Annotated in this window: 17 protein-coding genes; 6 read left to right on the top strand and 11 right to left on the bottom strand. The window is 42.2% G+C overall.

Features of this window, described 5'->3' with window-relative positions; all coding sequences use genetic code 11:
- The first annotated feature begins 80 nt into the window (after positions 1 to 80).
- On the top strand, positions 81 to 623 hold the full coding sequence (locus tag ACYUCY_RS06605) for a hypothetical protein (protein ID WP_460225665.1): 543 nt from the start codon (positions 81 to 83) through the stop codon (positions 621 to 623).
- Between the two features lie 71 nt (positions 624 to 694).
- Here ACYUCY_RS06605 and ACYUCY_RS06600 read toward each other — a convergent pair whose 3' ends face one another.
- From ACYUCY_RS06600 to ACYUCY_RS06590, 3 genes are all read right to left on the bottom strand, one after another.
- Positions 695 to 1,555 carry an ABC transporter ATP-binding protein gene (locus ACYUCY_RS06600; protein WP_460225664.1) on the bottom strand — a complete coding sequence of 287 codons (861 nt, stop codon included), beginning with the start codon at positions 1,553 to 1,555 and terminating at the stop codon, positions 695 to 697.
- A gap of 75 nt (positions 1,556 to 1,630) precedes the next feature.
- Positions 1,631 to 2,554 carry an ABC transporter permease gene (locus ACYUCY_RS06595; RefSeq protein ID WP_460225716.1) on the bottom strand — a complete coding sequence of 308 codons (924 nt, stop codon included), beginning with the start codon at positions 2,552 to 2,554 and terminating at the stop codon, positions 1,631 to 1,633.
- 202 nt (positions 2,555 to 2,756) lie between these two features.
- Entirely contained in the window at positions 2,757 to 4,151 is a 1,395-nt protein-coding gene (locus ACYUCY_RS06590; protein WP_460225663.1) for a CmpA/NrtA family ABC transporter substrate-binding protein, read from the bottom strand.
- A gap of 484 nt (positions 4,152 to 4,635) precedes the next feature.
- Between ACYUCY_RS06590 and ACYUCY_RS06585 the strand changes: the two genes are divergently transcribed.
- Positions 4,636 to 5,187 (top strand): NUDIX domain-containing protein, encoded by a 552-nt coding sequence (locus ACYUCY_RS06585; protein WP_460225662.1) that lies wholly within the window; start codon positions 4,636 to 4,638, stop codon positions 5,185 to 5,187.
- Positions 5,188 to 5,206: 19 nt separating this feature from the next.
- Here the strand turns inward: ACYUCY_RS06585 and ACYUCY_RS06580 are convergent, their stop codons facing one another.
- Positions 5,207 to 6,463, bottom strand: a complete 1,257-nt coding sequence (locus ACYUCY_RS06580) for an SGNH/GDSL hydrolase family protein (RefSeq protein ID WP_460225661.1) — start codon at positions 6,461 to 6,463, stop codon at positions 5,207 to 5,209.
- Positions 6,464 to 6,537: 74 nt separating this feature from the next.
- Positions 6,538 to 6,939 carry a hypothetical protein gene (locus ACYUCY_RS06575; RefSeq protein WP_460225660.1) on the bottom strand — a complete coding sequence of 134 codons (402 nt, stop codon included), beginning with the start codon at positions 6,937 to 6,939 and terminating at the stop codon, positions 6,538 to 6,540.
- 478 nt (positions 6,940 to 7,417) lie between these two features.
- Here ACYUCY_RS06575 and ACYUCY_RS06570 point away from each other — a divergent pair, with 478 nt between their 5' ends.
- From ACYUCY_RS06570 to ACYUCY_RS06560, 3 genes are all read left to right on the top strand, one after another.
- On the top strand, positions 7,418 to 7,822 hold the full coding sequence (locus ACYUCY_RS06570) for a DUF4332 domain-containing protein (protein ID WP_460225659.1): 405 nt from the start codon (positions 7,418 to 7,420) through the stop codon (positions 7,820 to 7,822).
- A gap of 75 nt (positions 7,823 to 7,897) precedes the next feature.
- Positions 7,898 to 8,311, top strand: coding sequence for a YidB family protein (locus tag ACYUCY_RS06565; RefSeq protein ID WP_460225658.1), 414 nt, complete (start codon positions 7,898 to 7,900; stop codon positions 8,309 to 8,311).
- An 84-nt stretch (positions 8,312 to 8,395) separates the two neighbouring features.
- On the top strand, positions 8,396 to 9,856 hold the full coding sequence (locus ACYUCY_RS06560) for a mechanosensitive ion channel (protein WP_460225657.1): 1,461 nt from the start codon (positions 8,396 to 8,398) through the stop codon (positions 9,854 to 9,856).
- A 75-nt stretch (positions 9,857 to 9,931) separates the two neighbouring features.
- Here ACYUCY_RS06560 and ACYUCY_RS06555 read toward each other — a convergent pair whose 3' ends face one another.
- A complete protein-coding gene (locus ACYUCY_RS06555) occupies positions 9,932 to 10,381 on the bottom strand; it encodes a DUF3465 domain-containing protein (RefSeq protein ID WP_460225656.1) in 450 nt (149 codons plus the stop codon).
- Between the two features lie 183 nt (positions 10,382 to 10,564).
- Between ACYUCY_RS06555 and ACYUCY_RS06550 the strand changes: the two genes are divergently transcribed.
- On the top strand, positions 10,565 to 12,367 hold the full coding sequence (locus ACYUCY_RS06550) for an acyl-CoA dehydrogenase (RefSeq protein WP_460225655.1): 1,803 nt from the start codon (positions 10,565 to 10,567) through the stop codon (positions 12,365 to 12,367).
- A gap of 293 nt (positions 12,368 to 12,660) precedes the next feature.
- Here the strand turns inward: ACYUCY_RS06550 and ACYUCY_RS06545 are convergent, their stop codons facing one another.
- The 5 genes from ACYUCY_RS06545 to rpsO all read right to left on the bottom strand — a co-directional run bounded on the left by ACYUCY_RS06545 (position 12,661) and on the right by rpsO (position 19,087).
- Positions 12,661 to 13,698: a CsgG/HfaB family protein gene (locus tag ACYUCY_RS06545; RefSeq protein ID WP_460225654.1), complete on the bottom strand. Its 1,038-nt coding sequence runs from the start codon at positions 13,696 to 13,698 to the stop codon at positions 12,661 to 12,663.
- Between the two features lie 68 nt (positions 13,699 to 13,766).
- Complete coding sequence (locus ACYUCY_RS06540) at positions 13,767 to 15,326, bottom strand: PilT/PilU family type 4a pilus ATPase (protein ID WP_460225653.1); 1,560 nt, start codon at positions 15,324 to 15,326, stop codon at positions 13,767 to 13,769.
- A 257-nt stretch (positions 15,327 to 15,583) separates the two neighbouring features.
- The gene (locus tag ACYUCY_RS06535) at positions 15,584 to 16,153 is read right to left on the bottom strand and encodes a DUF3833 domain-containing protein (protein ID WP_460225652.1); all 570 of its coding nucleotides are present in this window, start codon (positions 16,151 to 16,153) and stop codon (positions 15,584 to 15,586) included.
- Positions 16,154 to 16,276: 123 nt separating this feature from the next.
- The gene (gene pnp / locus ACYUCY_RS06530) at positions 16,277 to 18,412 is read right to left on the bottom strand and encodes a polyribonucleotide nucleotidyltransferase (protein ID WP_460225651.1); all 2,136 of its coding nucleotides are present in this window, start codon (positions 18,410 to 18,412) and stop codon (positions 16,277 to 16,279) included.
- 405 nt (positions 18,413 to 18,817) lie between these two features.
- Positions 18,818 to 19,087, bottom strand: a complete 270-nt coding sequence (gene rpsO, locus ACYUCY_RS06525; protein WP_460225650.1) for a 30S ribosomal protein S15 — start codon at positions 19,085 to 19,087, stop codon at positions 18,818 to 18,820.
- Positions 19,088 to 19,439: the final 352 nt, after the last annotated feature.

Raw genomic sequence — 19,439 nt, 5'->3', positions numbered from 1 at the left:
AAAATTCCTTAGTTTCGTTCAGCTTTGATTCAGGCTGCCCCCTCCATAATCCTTGCTAACTACTTAGATTGGAGTTGGTCATGAAAACAGCAAGCGCGGTATTGGGGTTACTCTTAGTCAGCGTAATAACAGGATGTGGCGGTGGTGGTGGCAGCAGCGATGAAGTTTTCGTTGTGCCATATAACCCACCTTCTCTGGAAGCCTTTCATGTTGTCGATAGTTTAGGTGTGAGTTCCGAGGATTTTATCGATCCCTTCCTTGTCCTCAATCCTTACATCGATGGTGGGCAATTTGAGATCTATTGGGATGTTCTGAACGAGTACGACTATAGCGTCGAGCTAAGAATCAATGATGTTCCTTTTATTGAAGGCAGTCGCTTTGTCAGCAGTGATTATTGCGGTATAGGCTTAGATTGTGATCTTAGCGGGATTCAATTTTGTGAATACTACGCCGACTTCAGCATGTCTTGCGATCCGCCGGGCACTAGCAATCCGAATCAAACTGTTGTCCGTTTCGACGATATGATTTCCACCGTGCCACAGGATATGTATTTGATTTTGGATATATGCGATACCGAGTCAGATTATTGTGAATATCGGGTACAAGAAGTATCTCTTGAATAATACCTCGATCACTAGAATCTACCACAGCGAGTTAAGCGTATTTAAAATCACACTTAACTCGCTGTAATTTTCTAGGCAGCGTTGGTATTAGATTCACTCGCTGACTCAGACAAATTGGTTTTCTTTGGTGGCGCACCTATGGTTTCCACTTTACGCTGTTTCTCATAAAGGAATCTCAATACAGAACTTCGTAAGCGTGTGTATTCCGGGTCTTGTGCCAATGCTAATCGATCCCGAGGCCTTTCTAATTTAACATCCAAAATTTCTCCGATAGTCGCGGCAGGTCCATTGGTCATCATTACAATCCGGTCCGACAATAAAACAGCTTCGTCAACATCATGAGTAATCATCATCACCGAGTTATTTAACTCGGCTTGAATCTCCATTAAAGAATCTTGCATATGTGCACGAGTCAATGCATCGAGTGCGCCAAAGGGTTCATCCATTAACAAAATATCTGGTTGCATTGAAATTGCTCGGGCAATGCCTACGCGCTGTTTCATGCCACCGGAAATTTCACCGGGTCGTTTATGCATCGCGTGATCCATATGCACAAGATGTAAATTATGCTCAACCCATTCCTTAATTTCTGCTTTGGTTTTAGTTTTTCCAAACACTTGTTTAACTGCCAGCTCAACATTTTGATAAGCAGTTAGCCAAGGCAACAAAGAATGATTCTGAAAAACTACGGCGCGTTCCGGGCCCGGTTCGCTCACCTCTTTACCGTTGACAATAACACCACCGACGCTGGCTTTGTATAAACCGGCGACGATATTTAGCACTGTTGATTTACCACAACCTGAATGGCCGATTAAACTAATAAACTCACCTTTCTCTAATTTTAAATTGACACCTTTTAGAGCGGTGAAAGGTCCTTTCGGCGTCGGAAATTCCATATCTACGTGGCTAATGTCGAGTATTGGCATGCTCATTTTTTTCTCCCGTCGTCAAGTTGACGTTCTTAGAATCTAAATTCTTTTGAAATTAATTTAATATCGGTATAAAAATTAGTTGGCAGTCGACTTGTCCCAAGACAGAGATCTTTGTAAAAGAAGCATGCCTCTATCCAGTAAAAATCCGATAAAACCGATAACAACGACCGCGGCCATTATTCTTGCGAGAGATTCAGAACTACCGTTTTGAAATTCATCCCAAACAAACTTACCCAAGCCTGGGTTTTGCGCGAGCATTTCCGCTGCGATCAATACCATCCACGCGACACCTAAAGCTAATCGCATGCCAGTAAAAATCATTGGCACCGAAGCAGGCAGAACAATCTTTTGAACATGCTTAAGCGCCGGCAGGCGTAGCACTTTGCTCACATTAACTAAGTCGTCGTCGATAGACGCAACACCAACCGAAGTATTGATAACCATCGGCCATAAACAACATAGGGTTACAGTAATCATCGAATTGATAAATGCTTTCGGCACGACTGGGTCGGGTGTTATGTATAGGGCACTGACAACCATAGTAACCAATGGCAACCAAGCCAAAGGTGATACCGGTTTAAATATTTGAATGATGGGATTCACTGCGCTATTTAATGTTTTGCTCAGTCCCGTTACGATTCCAAGTGGAACGGCAATAATGACAGCCAATAAAAACCCGCTCATTACTGTCACTAAGCTCGTAAAAATCTGATCTAAAAATGTTTCCTTACCGGTATAGGCTCTAATTTTTGGCTCATAGCTAGGGTCTTTGGCAACACGTTCAGCGTTCCTTTTTTCTTGCCGATCATAAAAAGCGCCTGCTTTTTCCCGCTCCGCATTGTGTTCTTGGTACAGGGTTTTAAACTGTTCGGCGACTGCCAGCGGCCCAGGAAACTTCCCGAGCGAGGTATCGATATTACTTGCGGCAATAGACCAAAGAAAAAGGAAAAATAATATCCCGACCATCGGAAGCAATACTGCCTTGGCCGTCGCAGGCATATTAAATTTTATACTCGCAATCGAGCTTCTAATAAAGTCAGTTTTAGCCGCCGTTGCTGATTGGGTAATCATGCTAATCTCCACCTCGTTGCTTTCTCCACTTTTTCCAACATTTTTCTGCCCGCTACTCAATTTTTAAATTACTGATAAGAAACAAGGAAACCTTCGGCTCTGAAGGCTTCCTTATTCATCACGTCTAAAGCTATAACTTATCGCCTTGTTTCAAACCAATTGGAAATTTGTTGATGTATTCATTCGGTTTAGTGCCATCGTAAACAATACCGTCAATAAAATGGGTTTGCGGATCACGATATCCATCCTCGCTGGCGAAATCAGGGAACTGGTCGGCACTGGCCTTTTTCTCTGCAATCAGAGATTTTGCAGCAAGCGCATAGATATCTGGGCGATAGACTTTCTTCGCCAAATCTTTGTACCACTCGTCAGGCATATCATCTGAAATCTGCCCCCAGCGACGCATTTGCGTTAGATACCATATTGCATCTGAGTAATATGGATAAGTCGCGTTGTAGCGGAAAAACACATTGAAATCTGGCACCTCACGTTTATCGCCTTTCTCGTATTCGAAAGTACCAGTCATGCTATTTGCAATCACATCGTAATCGGCTCCGACATAATTAGATTGCGATAATATTTTTACTGCTGCAGGGCGATTCGCGTTGTCATTTTCATCTAACCAAATCGCCGCACGAATTAAGGCTCGTGTTAGTCGAATAGTTGTGTTCGGATATTTTTCTGCAAATTCAGAACTGATTCCAAAAACTTTTTCAGGGTTATCTTTCCAAATTTCATAATCGGTGACCACCGGAACACCTATGCCTTTAAACACGGCTTGTTGATTCCAAGGTTCACCAACGCAGTAACCGTAGATCGTCCCCGCTTCTAAAGTCGCTGGCATCTGAGGTGGTGGAGTAACCGATAAGAACGCATCGGCGTTTAGTTGACCTGATACATCGCCCTTGTGAGGTGCGTAGTAACCGGGATGAATTCCGCCGGCCGCGAGCCAATAACGCAATTCATAATTGTGCGTAGACACTGGAAATACCATGCCCATGTTAAAAGCTTTGCCTTCAGTTTTATATTTTTCAACAACCGGTTTTAGCGCATCCGCTTTTATCGGGTGAACTGGGCGGCCGTCTGCCATTTTCGGGATATTGGGTTTCATCTGCTCCCAAATATCATTCGAAACCGTAATACCATTGCCATTTAGATCCATCGAAAAAGGCGTAATGATATGGGCCTTAGTACCATACCCCATGGTCGCTGCGATTGGCTGCCCCGCTAACATGTGAGCGCCATCAAGTCGTCCATCAATGACACCGTCTAATAAAACTTTCCAGTTTGCTTGTGCTTCGATCGTAACGTATAGACCTTCTTCTTCGAAGTAACCATTCTCGTAAGCAATGGCAATGGGAGCCATATCCGTTAGTTTGATAAAACCAAAAGTAAGTTCTTCTTTTTCTGGGTAACCAATTTCTTCAGAAATTACATTCCCGGCGAATAAAATACTTGTTGTAAAAAGTGCAGTTAGGCCCGCAATTAACTTGCTTGTTTGAGACCTGGTTTTCGATAAATTCATCGCCTCCCCCTATTGGATACGAGTAATGGTTATACGCTGAATGCGTCCGACATCGTCTGTAATGTCACAGCAGGGGTATTGCAACGGGTATGCCAACGAGATGGAATTTGCGAAAATTCGCTAATTCAGTCGATTTTGGGAAATGATGGTGCAACGGTTATTTCATTTGCACCGAAATGAATTCACAATTCGCCATGATTTTGAAATTGAGTGACTGAAAATAGTGCGGCACCCAAAACAGCGCATGACTTTGGATATCACAATATTCATGGTGTTGAGTTATTTCGGTGCGAGATTCCCTATAAAGTGGCCCCAATAGTGGCTTCCACGCACCGTTCTGGGAGCACAAATGATTCAAGCACCCACTTGTACCCTTATCAAATACTAAATTTTTTGAAATTAGGAAGATGGATCTACGGCGATATTTGTTGTGTTATCTCCTATACAATCACTCGACCTAGCCCTATTTTATTTCGGTATCAAAATGAAAAAGATAAAAGAAAGCGCATGGCAACAGCTCAGTTCAAAATTAATTTACGACAACCCTTGGATTCGAGTGAACCACGATGAAGTGAAACGCCCCAACGACAGCGAAGGTATTTACGGTGTCGTGCATTTTAAAAATCATGCTGTGGGAATCATTCCGATCGATGGGGAGGATAATACTTGGCTCGTCAAACAGTCTCGCTACGTTTTAAACGAGAGCACATGGGAAATTCCCGAAGGCGGCGCGCCACTGGCAGAGGATCCTTTAACAGCAGCAAAGCGAGAACTTGAAGAAGAAACCGGATTAGTTGCAAAACACTGGCGAGAATTAATCAGCGTACACCTTTCGAACTCTGTGACCGATGAAATGGGCACAGTTTATGTCGCTACTAAGTTAAGCCAAGGACAGCAGGCTTTGGAAGAAACTGAAGACATCGAACTAAAAAAAATCCCCATTGACGAAGCAATACAATGGGTATTAAACGGCAAGATTACTGATGTCCTGTCAGTTACCGGTTTACTAAAAATCGCACTCGAGCGAAAAACTTAGAAAATTTATCGCTAGCTAATTATTCAAATAAACTTAATTCGATAATTTCTGCCATATCTTTATAACCCATATCATTCGGGTGTAAGTTATCGCTGGTAATCGCTTCGCGCATACTTTGTGGGTTTTGCGGGTCGCGTGTTGCTTTTTCGAAATCTATCACACCATCATACTCACCGCTGTTTCGTATCCACTCATTAACGGCCAGACGGGTTTCTTCTCCTTGTTCCGAATAATAAGCCGCCCCTTGATAAGGTAACAAGGTAGCGCCGATGACTTTGATATTTCGGGCATGGGCTCTCGCGATTATTTGTCGGTAACCGGCGATCAACTCCTCTGGTGCTATTTTTTTATCGAGTCGCGAAGCCATTCCAATATCGTTGATGCCCTCTAATACAACAATATGGCTCACACCGCTAAGAGCGAGTACGTCACGTTCAAACCTTGCTTGCAGATTCTCACCAAAAAATGGCAGCTGTTCCGACAACACTCGATTGCCGCTGATACCAGCATTACTCACCGCAAATCTTAAATTTCCGTGGCTATCGATGAGACGTTTTGCAAAATGATTTGGCCAGCGGTTGTTACTATCTATTGTTGATCCATAACCATCAGTAATTGAGTCGCCGACGGTTACGATCGTACTAATCTTATCTGAGCTCAATACATCGACGGCAACTAAGTAATACCAACTGGCTATCGCCTTGGCATCAATCATTTTTTTTGACTGCGCCTGATTTCCATTGGCGAGCCAACTCTGCTGATTTGCATTTCTATGGTGAGTACTTGGCCCCGTAGCTTTCGGAAGATACAAACTCACACTTAAATTACTCAATTGTGGAACTGCCATTTCCACTGGATCGCTGAAAGCGACGGCGCCTCTAGGAATAATTACAGATTTTTGCTGGCCAAATGTTAAATCTCGCAAAGACTTATCATCGATCTCATCATTATTTATTTGTAATGCAATATTCGCAGCGCCAATCTCCAACGGTTTATTTCCGTGAACATTGGATAAACGAATACGAAGGTGATTTCCACCCGCGCTGCTATGGATTATCTGCCTTAAAGTTTGTTGATTAAATTCTTCTGTTGCTTGGCTAGCCGCGTCACTACTTGGGCCTTGCGTCGGCAAAGAACTCGGCGAAGCAGACCAAGTTGTCACCCAATGAGTGTCTGAAATTTGCGCCAGCAATTGAGTAGGCGTACAAAGTAAGAAAAAAAATAACGCGAGAAAATATTTTGTGGTTGAGTACCGAAAAGATTTAGTGCTAAACATTTATATGCCTTTTATTGTTATCTATTTTTAATAGTGTTTGTATTTGTTAGCGAAGTGAATGCTTATTTAATATATTAACCGTAACTTTTCTTCTCCATCGATTGATGAATCCAATATCGTGCCGCTTCGACCGTGTAAAAATATTTTAGACTGACGACTTTTTCATTTTTATACAGCTCCCACATATCCATCATTCCGTAAAAACCATGTCGGGGTAGCACGATTGCAAAACAAAAATCCGCTCGCTTTTTGTGATTCGCTTGCCGATCAAGTAATGCAATCTCTTGGAGTTGTTCCGGAGTGAATTCAACCCGCTCAACAGCGGAAAAATCGATAATCTGGTAACGTACGTTCTCGTAGTCAAAAGACTGGTAATGGGACCTTGTTCGCTCGACCAGCTGGGCACCTTCTATCGTACCACTGTGGGTATAAACGATACCCTCTCCGTTTTCCTCATAACTAACTTTAATTTGCATGATATATATCCGCCAATTCGTTAGTTATTGATATGCTCTGAACTGATATCAATAACCGAACATTCTCACTGACCGACATCTCACTGACCCAGTTCGAGAATACTAACACCATTAAAATAATGTGAATATCAAATAGTGGAAAATTAGCAGACTACCCATATCACGTGTTTAGACGGTGTATTCATCATGATTAATTCATTAGGCGATTATCAGTTCTTTTTCGAGAATTCAAGCCACTCGGCAGTCGTTAAACTCCTCATATTTGACGATCTTTTACAAATCGCTATCGCAGATCAATGGTATTTTTGAGATCATGATTTCCAAACAAAGCGGTTATACTATTTCGTGCGTAGCCAAGCTGATTAATAATAGCCATATATTCACTGGCTAAATTTGACTACGAAGAAATTCTGAATAACAAGTTTATAACGCACCTGAATATACCTTTAACACTAACTTTTACTTTTGGGAGAATAATATGAGCAAGATTGAAGATATCGAAGGCATTGGACCAGCTTACGCAGAAAAACTGGGCAACGCTGGTATTAAGACTATCGAAGGCCTATTGAAGGAAGGAGCAGAAAAATCAGGACGTAAATCGATCGCTGAGAAATCAGGGATATCTGACACGCTCATTCTGAACTGGGTTAACAAAGCTGATCTATGCCGAATCAATGGCGTTAGCACTCAGTATGCAGACTTACTAGAAGAAGCTGGCGTCGATACAGTACCAGAGCTCGCTCAACGCAATGCTGCAAATTTGACTGAAAAAATGAAAGAAGTTAACGATGCCAAAAACTTGGTTCGCAAGGTGCCTAGTCTTAGCGACGTCGAGAAATGGGTAAACCAAGCAAAAGATCTACCAAGGGCTGTCAATTACTAAAATTATTTAGATAGCAAATTTTATTACGGCGCTTTTGGCGCCGTTTCTTTTAAAAATTTATTTAGGAAAAATATTATGGATATTATGAAATTAGGAACCCAGCTTCTCGCAAGCAAGCTAGGTGGCAGTTCAGCCAACACTGATTCTAATGCGCTCAGTGGCGCGCTCAGTGGCTTATTGGGAGGCTCCGGAAACAACCTAGACGTTGGTCAACTGGTGTCGAAATTTGCTACGAAAGGCGACCTATCATCTGCACTTGGCTCATGGCTGGGTGATGGCGACAATGCTCCAATTTCTGACGACGCGGTAGAGTCTGTTTTAGGAGCCGATAAAATAAGCGAGTTCGCCAACAAGCTGGGAGTTGATAAAGCGACCGCCACATCGAGCCTTTCTTCCATCCTGCCATCCCTTATAGATAAATCTAGTAGCGGTGGAAAGCTGATGGATAACGCAGGCGACCTTCTCGGAATGGCAAAAAAGTTTTTTTGAATCTTGTAATTCTTAACCACCCAATTTGCTACCCAAGGAAGGCGTAGCTTTACGAATAACTCTTCTTATAAGTAGGGGGCAATTATGGAGATCTTAGAAACACTGCAAAACTGGTGGACCACATACAACCCCGCCATTCTAAATTTTTTTCTAGCACTTACCTTTCTCATTGTTTTTTATATTGTCGCCCGAATAGCCCGTGCGGTAATACGAAAATTAATGCTCAAGTCCAACTTAGACAATAAATTGCTTGAAACGATAGGTGCTGGAAAAGATTTTCCGATAGAAAATATCGCTGCGGGTGTTGTGTTCTGGATTATTCTAGCCTTTGGTTTACTCAGTTTCTTTGATCGCATGGATTTAGATATCGTTGCGCAACCCATTAACACTCTTCTTAGCGAAGTTTTAGAATTTCTACCAAAAATTGGCGCCGCCATTGGTCTGTGTATCGCAGCATGGATTATCGCCAGTCTAGTCAAGGTAGGAATCACAAAAGCTGCAGAATTCGGAAAAGTTGATGAACGATTAAATAACTTGGATTCGGAATCCGAGGAAAATGTCAGCGTCGCTCATTCGATTGCTACCGCCGCATATTGGTTCATTTTCCTTTTATTTCTGCCGTTGATTCTTGGCGCGCTTCAGATGGAAAGCTTAGTGAAACCCTTGCAGGATATGTTCAGCAAACTTTTCACCTACCTTCCCAATATTTTCTCCGCCGCGCTTATTTTCGTGATTGGTGGTTTTGTAGCGAAAATTGTTAGAAAAGTATTAACTAGTCTATTGGCTGCAGCAGGCGCAGACAATTTAAGTGAGAAGATCGGATTGAAACAATCGATCTCGACGCTAGTCGGAACCCTCGCGTTTACATTTATTTTATTATTAGTGATCGTGCAATCGCTTGATGCGTTAAAGATTGAGGCCATATCTGCACCCGCAAAAAATATGGTGGAAATTATTTTCGCTGCGGTTCCGGGTATTTTATCTGCGGCTCTCGTTATTGGGATTTCATTTTTTGTTGGTCGACTACTTGCTGGATTGGTTTCGGACCTTCTCGCTTCCGCTGGTTTCAACCAGCTAATTAAACAAGTCGGCGTTCCGGTATCAGAAGCGCGCCTCCCGAGCCAGTATGTTGGTCAATTGGTTCTAATTGGTGTATTGCTGTTTGCTATTCTCGGAGCAACTGAGCTAGTTGGCTTCGAGCCATTGAGTGTAATCATCAGCTCACTCATTGAGTTCGCTTTCCAAGCAGTTTTAGCGGCAGTAATTTTGCTATTGGGAATTTTAATTGCTAACAAAGTCGCCGATATCGTTGCCGGAACAAATATCTCTGCCCTCACCGCATCCATCGCTCGCGCCGCTATTATTGTCCTTGCTTCAGCAATGGCACTCCGCCAGCTTGGCGTTGCGAACGACATCATCAATCTAGCATTTGGCATAATGCTCGGCGCTATTGGCCTCGGTGTCGCGCTCGCGATAGGCTTAGGTGGAAAAGAAGTTGCTGGAAAGGAATTAGAGTCGCTAGTGCAACGCTTGAAAAAGAATTAATTTTAGATTTTCATAAGGAGTTTACCGAGCGCCTAAAAACCGCTCGGTTTTTTTTGCTTCTAAATTAATTTGAGCCTATTGATACATTTTTCCTTGATATCTCAACCACCCGTCAGCATGACGACCTCGCGGGTCCCGATGAGTCCAATGCACCACCCCACCTTGCGAGTTCCATTCATACTCGCCATAAAACTCAAGTATGTCCCCCTCCTTTAAGGAATTAATTCGTGGAGCTAAATCGATATTGTGAGCAATGAGTAGAGTCTGCTCGGGAGACAGTCGAAGCAGAATCCTTTGATGCCGACTACCTTCATTGTCATCTGGCAAAATCCGAATCACAGTCCCTTTGCCTCGCACTTGGACATCGCTATCCTTATTATCAAAGGCGTTTTTAATGAGCTCATTCTGGCTCTCAAGACCTTTTTGCCCTTCAAAGAATAGTTCTTCGGAATACCGGTCAACCAGAACGACTAGCGCCAATACAAATATCAAGTAAACAATATTAAGGAGTTTCTTTTTGGGCATATCTGAATTCAACTTATTAATTTTGTGTCGTTTTTCATGCAGAGGATACTACACCATGAATACCATTTGTTTTTAAATTGCCATTTGAAGCATGTTATAATTTTTTCAATTTTGCGAAGATAAATTAAGCGAGCACAATAATATATCAACGTAATTATCATCGATACATAATTAGGAATAATAATGAGCAAACTGTTAAATCCTCGCGACATTGATTTTCTTTTATATGAGTTTTTAAACACTGAAGCCCTGCTCAGTAGACCGCGTTACCAAGAACATTCACGCGAAGTATTTAACGCGACGCTCGACACCGCAAGAACCATATCAGAAAAATACTTTGCCAATCATAACGCTAAAGGTGATGCCAACGAACCCACCTTTGACGGCAAAAATGTTTCACTTATCCCGGAAACAAAAAAAGCGTGGGACGCCTTCGCTGAAGCTGGCTTCCTCGCTGCTCACTATGATTTCGAAGCCGGTGGTATGCAAATGCCCGAGATTATATTACGGGCCGCCATGGCTTATTTTAATGCCGCCAATGTTGCGACAACAGCCTATCCATTTTTATGTATCGGTGCGGCTAACCTCATTAACTCGTTCGGCAGTGAAGAACAGAAAGCAAAATTTCTCCCGCCTATGCAAGATGGACGTTTTGCGGGAACGATGGCCCTAACCGAACCCAATCAAGGCTCTGCCCTCGCTGATATTAGTACCACCGCGAAATTGAATGATGATGGCAACTACCGAATTTTTGGGCAGAAAATGTTTATCTCCGGTGGCGATCACCCGCTTACCGAAAACATTGTGCACATGGTACTCGCAAAAGTCGAAGGTGCTCCAGCAGGTGCCAAAGGGATTTCTTTATTTATTTGTCCTAAATTTTTGGTCAATGACGACGGCAGTTTAGGTGACCGTAATGATGTCGCTTTAGCGGGCCTGTTACACAAAATGGGATATCGCAACACCACGTCAACGGTTTTAAGCTTCGGTGAAACCGGTGGCGCTATTGCGTATTTAGTTGGCGAGCCGCACAAAGGTTTGCAATATATGTTTCAAATGATGAATGAAGCACGCATAGGTGTCGGTCTCGGTGCCGCTGTATTGGGCTATCAAGGCTATAACTACTCGTTGGAATATGCCCGCACGCGATTGCAAGGACGACAGCCTTCGAACAAAGATCCTTTATCTAAACAATGTGCCTTGATCGAACATGCGGATGTTCGCAGGCTTTTACTTGCACAAAAAGTTTACGCTGAAGGCTCGCTAGCAATGTGCTTGTATGCCAGCGCGCTTTTTGAAGACTCACATACTGCCGCAAGCAAAGAAGAAAAAGAACAAGCCCTGTTACTATTAGATTTAATTACGCCTGTCGTGAAGTCGTGGCCCTCAGCCTATGGTCTTAAAGCCAACGAACTGGCCATCCAAATTCTTGGCGGCTCTGGATATGTTCGAGAATATCCCGTAGAGCAATATTATCGCGACAATCGTTTAAACCCTATTCATGAAGGTGCCGAAGCTATTCACGGTATCGATATATTGGGACGCAAGGTAGGAATGAATAATGGTGCGGTATTAAAATTATTCGTCAGCTCAGTAGAAAAAACGCTTGGCGATGCTAAAGCGATTTCGACAACTAAGAGCCTAGTGGAACCCTTGCAAAAAGCATTAGAACTTTTGCGAGAAACTACTACGATTTTACTAACGAAAATTAAAGAACATCCCGATCTAACGCTAGCCAACGCAACCGTTTATCTAGATTTTTTCGGTCGTGTGGTCGCCGCCTGGATTTGGCTACAGCAAGCGATCTGTGCAGCGAAGGCCTTGGCCAGTTTAAGAGAAGGGAATAATGATTCACAATTTTATTTAGGGAAAATACAAGCGGCCAAATTCTTTATGCAATGGGAATTACCGCAGACCCAGCAACAAGCTGAATTATTAAAAAGCTTTGACCCTGTACCCTTTGACATGAAAGATGAGTGGTTCTGATAATTCTTAATCGGGAAAGCCGAGCATAACGACACTTGAAATAATTGATTGTTGAGTTGATTTTAGATATTGCGAACCAACTTGCAAAGCTTCCTAGAATCGACTGATATCGATATTCAATAAATTACGATTCGTTTCAACAGTACTATGATTCGTTAATTCCAAAACACCAAACGAAACGTAACGAATTGAGTTGCATACATCACCAAGTTCACGTTTAGAAAAGGGTTTTGGCAGATATACTCAAACTCTAGCATTCGATTTTAGAACAATTAAAAAAATGAAATCTTATTCTAGCGCAATTGTTTCGACAATGTATCCGAGTCAATTTGCATTTTCTTAGTTCTCGCTATCGCCGTTTCAATCTGATTATCAGGCTTAAATAAAAATACTTTAGCTTGCGAATATAATGACAGTGCTTTTTCAAAGTCTTGCTCCAACTCACGACAAACACCAAGATTATAATAAACCGCAGGGGATTCCTTATAAGCCGATTCTGCAAATTGGAACTGCTCACAGGCTGCATCAATCAAATTGTCACCCGCTAATTTAAGACCATTTTCAAAATACTGGTATGCAGCAGGATTACCTTTAAGGCCACTTTCATCTTCTTTCATTAAATCTATTGTCACCCACACTTCATATGGTGCGACATCATTTCGCATTTTATTAATCGCTTTATCCATTGCCATAGCCATCATGTCGTTATAAGCAATACCGCTCTCACCCTTATCGGCACAATAAGAGTTTTCAACTCGACCATCGTAGGACTTAATAAACACGATATCGCCAGTTTCGACATTTATAGCTCTAATTGAATATTCAAATTTCGATTCGTCGTTACGACAGGAGGCTTGATAATTTCGATACTTCGTACAATCGCCGTCATCGTTTTCAACAATGCAAGACTTACGATCCTCTTTGTATATCGAAGAATTAAAGGAGGGGCGAGAAACCTGCCCAGATAAAACCGTGTCGACGCCCGAAAGCCTTCCTAAGGTCATGGAATCTTCTGGATTAATAACGCCTGACTCAGCTTGTAAATTGCGCTCACGTAAAATCGTATCAAATAGCTCTCTGTCAACCAGGGTGAAATACGGTTTTCCTTCGACATGAATGCCCGCTAAATACGACTCTAATTTGGCAGTGAACTGCCTGTCACGATCACCACCGAACTGCATTAACGCTAGTTTTTTTGCCGACGCAATTTGTGGTACTTTTGCAGGCATAACGACACGCTGCTTGACCGAAGGGGTTGCACAAGCGACCAAAAAAAGTAAAGACGTAACAATTAGGGCCACAAAAGAGCTTATTGATTTATATTTATTCATAGCAATTCCATTTATCGAATATGTATTTACTGGGAGCCACTAAATAATGCTACTCGATTATCACAAACTCACTTAATGATAAAAGCTTCAGCATGCTCGACCTCCCCCACTTCGGAAGTATCGGGCAAGGTAGTCATTAAGCTAAATATTTCCTCTTGAAACTCGTGTTGTTCCGACAAACGGCTGGTTAACGCTTGTGTAGCTTGCATTTTCCAGACTGTATTTCCTGTTTTAGTGTCATCAATCTTCATCGCGATACCCGCTTCAACACTCGGTGATTCAGCAAAATCTGTACTGTATTGATCGGTATCACTAAGATTATTTTTGGAGGTTGAACGCAAACCAAAAGAAAATTTCAACGCAAGATCTGGATCGTTTTCAACGATTTTGTAACCTCGGTTTTTTACTTCCGCCACGATCGCTTCATTTAATCGCTCTTTCATATCTGGCCTATGCTCGACGCTAATTTTTTTTGCTTCTATCGATATTGTCCGGTAACGATTAAAATCGATCGTGTGATCACACCAATCACTCACGTTAGAAAATATTTGTTCTTGATAAATACTATCAACCATTCGATAACGTAATTTAAGATCTACTTGGGAATCCGCTAAACGATTTGCCTCTTCCTTGGTAATTTGTTTTTGCTGAACTAATTTAAAAAGCGCATCATCAAAAGTTTGACAAGTTTTACCATGCTCCTTACTCATAGTTTCTTTTAATAAATGTGTTTCACCTTTCTCAATTAGAGAAGCGATATGCATATTATTAATTAGCAACTCTACAGCTGGTATACGCGGCACGTTGAGCCCTTTCGCCAAGCGTTGCGCAACCACGGCAATCAGATGCGCCGCGACATCTTGATAAATTCGTTGGTGGGCATCGGCGGGAAAAAAGTTTACTAATCTGTCGATTGCTAAATTTGCTGAGGACGCATGTAATGTGGCCAAGCAAAGGTGGCCGGTTTCAGCAAAGCGTAAAGCTTGAGTTGCTGTTTCTTGATCGCGAATTTCGCCAATAACGATGACATCAGGTGCTTCTCTTAAAGCAAACTTTAATGCATCCGTATAACTTTGCGTATCAACGCCGATTTCACGCTGACTAACCAATGACTGTTTATGGTAGTGAACGAATTCGATTGGATCTTCAACCGTTAAAATGTGCCCTTGACGATTTTCATTCCGATAATCAATCATCGAAGCCATCGTTGAAGATTTTCCCGTACCAGTAGCACCAACGACCAAGAACAAACCTTTTTCTGCCATCACTAAGTCTTTTAAAACATCCGGCAAAAATAATTCATCAATCGACGGGATAATATTTTTAATGTGTCGGGCCACCAAAGCCAAGGCGCCCTTCTGACGATAAATATTCAGACGAAATCGTCCGCCATTGGTTATTTGTAAGCTGACATCAAGCTCCAAATTTTCTTCAAAACGTTGTCGTTGTTCATCATCTAGCACTTCCAGGATGAGCCGTTTAATTTGGCCTCCATCAAGAGGTGTAGGTGTGACTGTTCGAAGCTCTCCATTCACTTTGAACGTTGGTGCTGCACCAACATTGATATAGAGATCAGAGGCCTTTAGTACGGCCATGCTCTCAAGCATGTTGTGAAGATCAGTCATCATAGTGTGGCGCCCCAATCAACATATAGCCGAAATCAATTGGATGCTTTCGGCTTGATTTATCGACCTTATAGATGGATTTTTTACTTATTATTGGAATTTATGGAGCCTATTAAGCCATAAGCTCAAGATTCACTCAACAAATTTGCCTGAATAACTCACAGCAATCGCTAGTCTAATGCCGTTGTGGAAGGGTGTCAGAAGAGCAGGTATTCAACTACTCGCTTGGTCTTTATGAAATTTTCAAACCTTTGATAAGACTAACTACTTTCTTCCTTTTTTTTGTTTATTACGATCAAGATCGAGCCAACCTTAACACCAAATTTATACATGCCTGACTCATTAATTAATGTGTCGCTATTAACCAGATACATTCGATCGTCGATCTTGAGATCAATACTGCCGTCGTTATAAGGAACTCGTAAAACGTAGTCTAAAAATAAGCTATTGCCTGCGTATTTAGCGGAACCTTTGCCAATAACATCACCCGCAGTCGCTACAAATGTCGACTCACCCGATGGTACTAGTGTCCAAATACGTTGTTGCATTTCTCCATCATCAAATAAAAAATGTTCATCCAGGGTTCCGACACCACTTTCCCAATTTGCGTCGATGGATGCATTAAAATAGCGTATCACCTTGCCCGATCGATTTTTAACAACACCGTGAGCACTTAGCTTTCCCTCAAAAAATTCTTGCGGTATTAGTTTTAGGTTTGCTGCAGAATAGTCATCTACACTGACGCCACTGCATGCAGCCAATAAACTTGTTAAGGAAATTAGCAAAAAAGAAGATCGGCTGGTTTGCGTGAAAAGACTGGGCTTACTCATGTGTTTTTCCCGTAATTTGTAGAATAATCAACATTACTACTCTATACGTTCGAAAAAACAGTTTAGATCAGATATAAAAAATCCCGCTTATTAGCGGGATTTTTTTGTAGAGAAATAGTCAGCTTATTCGCTAGCAGGTGTTTCTTCCGCTGGCGTTTCTGGTGCGGGATTCTCTTCTTTGGTAGCTTCTTTAATCGAAAGCTTGATGCGGCCTCGATTGTCTACGTCTAAGCATTTCACTCTGACAACTTGACCTTCTTTAAGATAATCGGCCACGCTGTTGACACGCTCCTCAGCAATTTGTGAAATATGAACCAAACCATCTTTACCGGGCAGGAATGTAACAAATGCACCGAAATCAACAACCCGTGCAACAGTACCTTCATAGATGCGGCCAATTTCTGCTTCAGCAGTAATTTCACCAATTTTATCCATAGCAGCTTTTAAAGATTCCGCGTTGTCGCTATACACTTTAATCAGACCGTCATCACTAATATCGATCGAAGCACCGGTTTCTTCAGTTAAAGCGCGGATAGTTGCTCCACCTTTACCGATGACATCACGGATTTTATCAGGATCAATTTTGATGTTTTCAAAACGCGGTGCATTGTCGGACACTTCCGTTCGAGCTGTCGCGAGAACTTTATTCATTTCGCTAAGAATATGTAAACGAGCATGCAACGCTTGCTCTAAAGCAGTTTCCATAATCTCTTCGGTAATACCTTCGATTTTAATATCCATCTGCAAAGCAGTAATACCTTGAGCGGTACCCGCGACTTTAAAATCCATATCGCCTAGATGATCTTCATCACCAAGAATATCGGTTAAAACAGCATAACCGTTTTCTTCTTTCACTAGACCCATTGCGATACCGGCAACAGGCGCTTTTAAAGGAACACCCGCATCCATCATCGCCATACTAGAACCACAAACCGACGCCATAGAGCTTGAGCCGTTTGATTCGGTAATCTCACTCACTACGCGAATTGTGTAGGGAAAATCTTCTTCAGTTGGCATAACCGCAGCAACACCGCGACGCGCTAAACGACCGTGGCCAATTTCACGACGACCTGTGCCACCCATGCGCCCAGCTTCACCTACTGAATAAGGAGGAAAGTTGTAATGCAACATAAAGTTATCGCGACGCTCGCCTTCTAATGCATCAATTATTTGCGCATCACGGGCGGACCCTAAAGTCGCCACCACTAAAGCCTGGGTTTCGCCGCGTGTAAACAATGCGGAACCATGTGTTTTTGGTAGTACGCCCACTTCGGTAGTAATTGGACGAACCGTTTTGAGATCACGACCATCGATACGTGCTTCGCCGGCAACAACGCGCGTACGAACGATATTTTTTTCGATAGAAGCAAATATGCTTTTCACGTCGTCAGCAGAATAACCACTCGCCTCTGTCGCAATTTCTTCGACCGCTTGCGTACGTAGTTCACCTAAACGATCGTAACGTTTTTGCTTATCAGTAATTCTGTAAGCCACGCCGATGGAGTCTTCGAAATATTGCGCGACTTTGCCTCTTAATTCTTCATTACTTTCTGCAGCTTGCCATTCCCAACGTGGCTTACCCGCATCGCGCGCTAATTCTTGACAAGCTTGCACTACTACTTGCATTTCTTGGTGGGCGTATAGAACCGCACCCAACATGATATCTTCGGGTAATTCGTTCGCCTCAGATTCAACCATCAATACGGCGTCACTAGTTCCAGCGACAACCATGTCTAGCTCGCTTGAAACCAACTCTTCATAACTCGGGTTAAGCAAATAACCCTTCTCAGAAGTAAAGCCTACTCGCGCACAACCAATAGGACCGTTAAATGGAATACCTGAAACTGACAAAGCCGCTGAAGTGCCAATCATTGCGGCAACATCTGGGTCGTTGGCTTTATCAGTAGAAATGACGGCACAAACAACCTGCACTTCATTCATGAATCCTTTTGGAAACAATGGGCGAATGGGCCGATCAATTAAGCGTGACGTTAAGGTTTCTTTTTCAGTGGGTCTACCTTCGCGTTTAAAGAATCCACCGGGGATTTTGCCGGCCGCGTATGCTTTTTCTTGATAGTGAACAGACAACGGGAAAAAATCTTGCCCTGGTCTGGTGTCTTTTGCTCCCACCACCGTACACAATACGGCTGTTTGTCCAATGGTAACGAGTGCTGCGCCTGTTGCTTGCCGTGCGATTCGGCCCGTTTCGATTGTTACGGTCTGATTACCGTATTGAAATGATTTAATTACGGGATTCACAATAGTATCCTTTTCTTGATAATTTTAATGTTTGTCTAATTTAATTTTCAGTTTCGATTTCAAATATATCTAAAAAAATAATTTTAGTTCACTTACGTTTTGAACAGTTACGTGCTCAATGGCTTACTTAGTAGATACCCAAGATTAATTTTGCCAAAGCTGTATATTCAAAATGACAAATTAAGCGGGATCTTCTTTCAAACTTAACCATTAACTTACGAACGATGTGTTCGCGAAAGCAGCAATGGTGAAGAAAAAATTCTACAAATGTTCTGCTTTTTATTATTAACACCTTACCTAATCGTTATCGAACCACCAAAAAAAATAGTTTAATGTCAACTAGATAAGAATATGAATACTAGAACAGAAAAACAAAAGGGATTCGCAATGCGAATCCCTTTTTTATTAACGGCGTAGACCAAGTTTTTGAATCAAAGCGGTGTAACGCGATGCATCTTTGCCTTTTAGATAGTCTAAAAGCTTACGACGCTGGTTAACCATTCGAATCAATCCACGACGAGAGTGGTGATCGTGCTTATGAGCACCAAAATGTTCTTGTAACTTGTTAATGTTTGCTGTGAGTAACGCAACTTGTACTTCTGGTGAACCAGTGTCGCCTTCCCCTTGTGCATTGTCTTTAACAATATTAGCTTTTTCTTCTGGACTTAATGACATTTTTACTACCTTTATTAATCGAGTATCTCTCGGCTAAGCTTAAAAGTTACTTCTTTTTTAGCCAGGCCAAATAATACTCGCAACATGCAAAATGGATGGTCAACAGACTCTGTTAACTCATCCCCCTAATTCAGCCTTACCCGTGCATATTTACAGGAGGGCTAACTGACAATTAATTTGCTTACGCAAACTAATCTATTTATCGACCGCGTTTAGCTGGCTTTCTCGAAGCTAAAACAACCTAAATGCAACAGGTTGACTAAGCAACAAAAAAATCTATATCCAAGATATTTAGCCGAAACACATGTCTCTAAATTCTACTTTCTGGCTCTTCTTCAACAAAAAGGCGATT

Source organism: Aurantivibrio infirmus (assembly GCF_054767315.1).
This window is presented reverse-complemented; position numbering and strand designations above follow the sequence as displayed.